Consider the following 4,585-nt stretch of genomic DNA (forward strand, 5'->3'; position numbering starts at 1 on the left):
TAGTTGTGCTCCGGGGACTGCCCAAAGAAGAGATTGTTCGTGGCATGGCCATGTTAACCTGGCCGGCCTTAGCCGCGCCCTTAATCGGGCCGGTATTAGGCGGCTGGATAGCCCAGACATTTAGCTGGAACTGGATCTTTTTAATGAATGTGCCTCTCGGTTGTATCGCTCTTGGGTTTGCAGCCTACTTGTTAGATAACCAGGAAGGCACCCCCCAACGCTTCGACATCAAAGGTTTTTTACTCAGCGGAATAGGTTTTGGTTTGCTGATGGCCGGCTTGGAATCCTTCAGTAGTCGTCCTGAGTCACTGTGGTTACCGAGTATGCTCACGGCGATGGGTTCGCTACTTTTATTGCTCATGTTTATGCACATGGCCCGCGCCCCTGCGCCACTTTTTACACTTAAAGCCATGCAATTTCCCACCTTTCGCATGACCATTCTGGGCGGTTCGGCCATTCGTATCACCTTGGCGAGCGCGCCGTTTCTGATACCTTTAATGTTGCAGTTGGCCTTAGGTTTCTCGCCGGTAGAAGCCGGATTGCTACTGCTTTGGCTATTTGTGGGCAACTTAGCCATAAAACCTGCCACCACCTGGATCATGAACGCCGCCGGATTTAAAATGGTATTGATTGTAAATACCTTAATGATTTCGCTGGGATTCCTCCTTATCGGCCAGTTTTCAAGTACAACACCGGGCTGGTATATGGCCTTGATACTCTTTATCAGTGGCATGAACCGTTCCATGCACTTAACCGTGTTAAATACCATCAGCTTTGCTGATATTCCACAGCAAGAAATGCGCGATGCAAACACATTGAGTTCGGTGGTAATGCAAATGACCCGTGGACTAGGGATCACCGTAGGCGCCTTGTCCCTCGCCTTAGCCACCATTATAACCGGCTCCCAAACCGGGGATCCTAGCATGGCGGATTTCTCATTAACCTTCTATATTGTTGCAGGCATCAGTCTTATTTCTCTTATTGACAGCCTGCGCTTACCGGCAAATGCCGGCGATGCCATTTTAAATAAGCGCCGACTAAAACAAATCTAGTTCACGCGCTATCCATATCGGTTTTATCCTGCTGCATAGACATTGGTTGTATCAAAGATACGACCAATGTCTCACCGCCCTCTTTGACCTTATTTTCCAGAGTCTTTACCGGATCCAGATCAAAATTGTCGACAATATCCATCAAATTCGTTGACAGTAAGCTCTGAAAGGCCTACATTGTCGACAGTTCAAAAGTTACTTAGGTTTAACAAATACCATGCAAATGGCCGCTGAAAGCCCTGTCACACATGCAGATAGAACGTTTTTTCAACTGCGTAACGATATCGTAGAAGGGGTTATTAGTGCTGGCTCTAAGCTCAGCGAAACTGAATTGTCGACAAAATATGATGTTAGTCGGGCCGTGGTGAGAGAAGCCATAAACCGATTAACCGCCAGCCATTTAGTTGAACGGAAAGCCAATGTGGGCGCACGGGTTGTCACCTTATCAGCCACGGGGCTCGTTCAGCTCTATCAAGTTCGTGAAGCACTCGAGGGAATGGCGGCCCGTCTGGCAGCTGAAAATATGACCCAATCAGAAATTGATGCCTTGCAAGGTTTATTAAGCGATCACTTCGATGAAGTAAAATCCGGTGAATCCTACTATCAGGAAGCCGGTGATGTGGATTTTCATTATCGCATCGTTTTAGGCAGTAAAAACAATCATTTAATCTCAGTTCTAATTGATGGTCTCTATCATCTTGTGCGCATGTATCGCGTTCAACTTGGTATGGCAGGCCCTCGCGTAACCACCGCATTTGATGAACACCGTCATGTGGTTCAAGCCATCGCGAACCGAGATGGCGAACTGGCCGAAATTTTAATGCGTCGACATATTTTGTATTCCAAAAATAATATCGAACGCAAACTTATTCAAACTTCCAAGCGCTAAAAGGAGCTCCCTCATGCAAAGTGCAGGTAACAAATTCCGTCAGGCATTAGCCAACAATCAGCCATTGCAAATCGTTGGTACCATCAATGCCTATACTGCCATGATGGCAAAGCAAATTGGTCATCAAGCAATTTATTTATCCGGGGGTGGCGTCGCCAATGCCTCCTATGGTCTACCCGATCTGGGGATCACGTCTTTAAATGACGTCATCGTTGATGTCCAGCGTATTACCTCAGCCTGCGATCTGCCCTTACTGGTTGATATCGATACCGGCTGGGGCGGTGCGTTTAACATTGCTAAAACCATCAAAGATATGGAAAAAGCCGGTGCGGCGGCGGTGCATCTGGAAGATCAGGTGGCACAAAAACGCTGCGGACACCGTCCTAACAAAGAAATTGTGCCTTGTGATGAAATGGTTGATCGCATAAAAGCCGCTGTGGATGCCCGCACCGATCCTGACTTTTTCATTATGGCCCGCACCGATTCATTTGCTCAGGAAGGATTAGAAAAAGCCATTGAACGCGCCAAAGCTTATGTCGCTGCCGGCGCAGACGGTATTTTCGCCGAAGCCATTAAGACAGAAGAACATTATCGTGCCTTCGCTGAAGCCTTAGATGTGCCCATTCTGGCGAACATCACTGAATTTGGTCAAACGGAACTGTGGAATAAAAAAGAACTGGGTGAGTGGGGTGCAGGCATGGTGCTGTATCCCTTAAGCGCATTTAGAGCGATGAATAAAGCGGCGGAAAATGTGTATCAGTCCATCCTGGAAAATGGCGACCAAAAAGCCGTTGTCGATACCATGCAAACCCGTATGGAGTTGTACGATTATCTCGGATATCACGATTACGAACAAAAACTAGACGCGCTATTTGCAAAAACAAAAGATTAACCCCCTCTTTGTACCTTACAAAAACGATTAGCAGGAGACAGCAAAATGGCTAAAGAATTAACAGGCGCCGGACTACGCGGACAGGTAGCAGGAAAGACAGCCCTTTCCACTGTAGGACATTCAGGCTCAGGCCTCACATACCGTGGTTATGATGTCAAAGACTTGGCAAACACGTGCGAATTTGAAGAAGTGGCGTATCTCATTTTAAAGGGAAAACTGCCGAATAAAACGGAATTATTCAGCTATAAAGAAAAATTAAAATCCCTACGTGGCTTACCCCAAGCATTAAAAGAAGTCCTTGAACGAATTCCAAAAGATGCCCATCCCATGGATGTGTTGCGGACCGGCTGCTCCATGTTAGGTAACTTAGAAATGGAAGCCGATTTTAGTCAGCAAAGTGAAGTAACTGACAGAATGCTGGCATGTTTCCCCAGTATCATTTGCTACTGGTATCGCTTTAGTCATGACGGTAAACGCATTGATACCGAAACCAACGATGACTCTATTGGCGCTCACTTCTTACATATGCTGCACGGTGAAAAACCACGAGAGTTGCATGAAAAAGTCATGCACGTTTCACTTATTTTATACGCTGAGCACGAATTTAACGCCTCCACCTTCACCGCCCGTGTCTGTGCGTCTACCTTATCAGACATGCATTCGTGTATTACCGGTGCCATTGGTTCCTTACGCGGTCCCCTTCACGGTGGCGCAAATGAAGCGGCCATGGAGATGATAGAAGGCTTTACCTCAGCGGAGCATGCTGAAGAAGAAATGATGGGTAAGCTGGCCCGAAAAGAAAAAATCATGGGCTTTGGTCATGCCATTTACCGTGAATCGGATCCCCGCAATGAAATCATCAAAAGTTGGTCAGAAAAACTTGCCGCTGACGTGGGTGATGACGTGTTATATCCGGTGTCGGTGCGCTGTGAAGAAGTGATGTGGAGAGAAAAGAAACTCTTCTGTAATGCCGACTTCTTCCATGCCTCAGCCTATAACTTTATGGGGATCCCCACCAAGTTATTTACGCCTATTTTTGTCATGTCCCGCTTAACGGGCTGGGCCGCGCATGTTATGGAGCAACGAGCTGACAACCGCATCATTCGCCCTTCAGCGGAATACACAGGAGAAGCATTACGCCCTGTTCCCCCCATGGAAGAACGCGATTAAGTTTACCCCCACACAGGCAGCCCACACTGCCTGTGCCTGTGCAGGAGAAGACCGAGCATGAATACTGATTACCGAAAACCCCTTACTGGCAGCGGGCTGGATTTCTACGATACCCGCCAAGCAATTAACGCTATTAAACCGGGAGCTTACGATACACTCCCTTATACATCCAAGGTTTTAGCGGAAAACCTGGTGCGAAAATGTCCGCCTGATAAACTCACCGCTTCCCTAGAGCAGCTGGTATACCGCAAGCGTGATCTGGATTTTCCCTGGTTCCCATCACGGGTGGTATGTCATGACATCCTCGGTCAAACTGCACTGGTAGATTTAGCCGGTCTGCGAGATGCCATCGCAAAACAAGGTGGCGATCCATCAAAAGTGAATCCTGTGGTCCCTACTCAGTTGATTGTGGATCACTCCCTTGCCGTAGAATATGCCGGGTTTGAAGACGATGCCTTTGAAAAAAACCGGACCATCGAAGATCGCCGTAACGACGACCGTTTCCACTTTATTAACTGGACCAAAACGGCGTTTAAGAACGTGGATGTTATCGGGCCGGGTAACGGCATTATGCACCAGATT

The 4,585-nt window shown here is 47.6% G+C and carries 5 protein-coding genes; all 5 read left to right on the top strand.

Going from position 1 to position 4,585, the window contains the following annotated elements:
- On the top strand, positions 1-1,052 hold a 1,052-nt coding region (locus tag V5298_RS19110; protein WP_332933027.1), incomplete at its 5' end, for an MFS transporter.
- A gap of 217 nt (positions 1,053-1,269) precedes the next feature.
- The gene (locus V5298_RS19115) at positions 1,270-1,941 is read left to right on the top strand and encodes a GntR family transcriptional regulator (RefSeq protein ID WP_332933028.1); all 672 of its coding nucleotides are present in this window, start codon (positions 1,270-1,272) and stop codon (positions 1,939-1,941) included.
- Positions 1,942-1,954: 13 nt separating this feature from the next.
- Positions 1,955-2,833: a methylisocitrate lyase gene (gene prpB, locus V5298_RS19120; RefSeq protein ID WP_332933029.1), complete on the top strand. Its 879-nt coding sequence runs from the start codon at positions 1,955-1,957 to the stop codon at positions 2,831-2,833.
- Between the two features lie 45 nt (positions 2,834-2,878).
- Complete coding sequence (gene prpC, locus V5298_RS19125; RefSeq protein WP_332933030.1) at positions 2,879-4,003, top strand: bifunctional 2-methylcitrate synthase/citrate synthase; 1,125 nt, start codon at positions 2,879-2,881, stop codon at positions 4,001-4,003.
- A 57-nt stretch (positions 4,004-4,060) separates the two neighbouring features.
- The coding region (locus V5298_RS19130; RefSeq protein WP_332933031.1) for an aconitase family protein at positions 4,061-4,585 on the top strand (525 nt) is incomplete at its 3' end.

This window comes from Alteromonas sp. 14N.309.X.WAT.G.H12 (genome assembly GCF_036697315.1).
Lineage (GTDB): Bacteria > Pseudomonadota > Gammaproteobacteria > Enterobacterales > Alteromonadaceae > Alteromonas.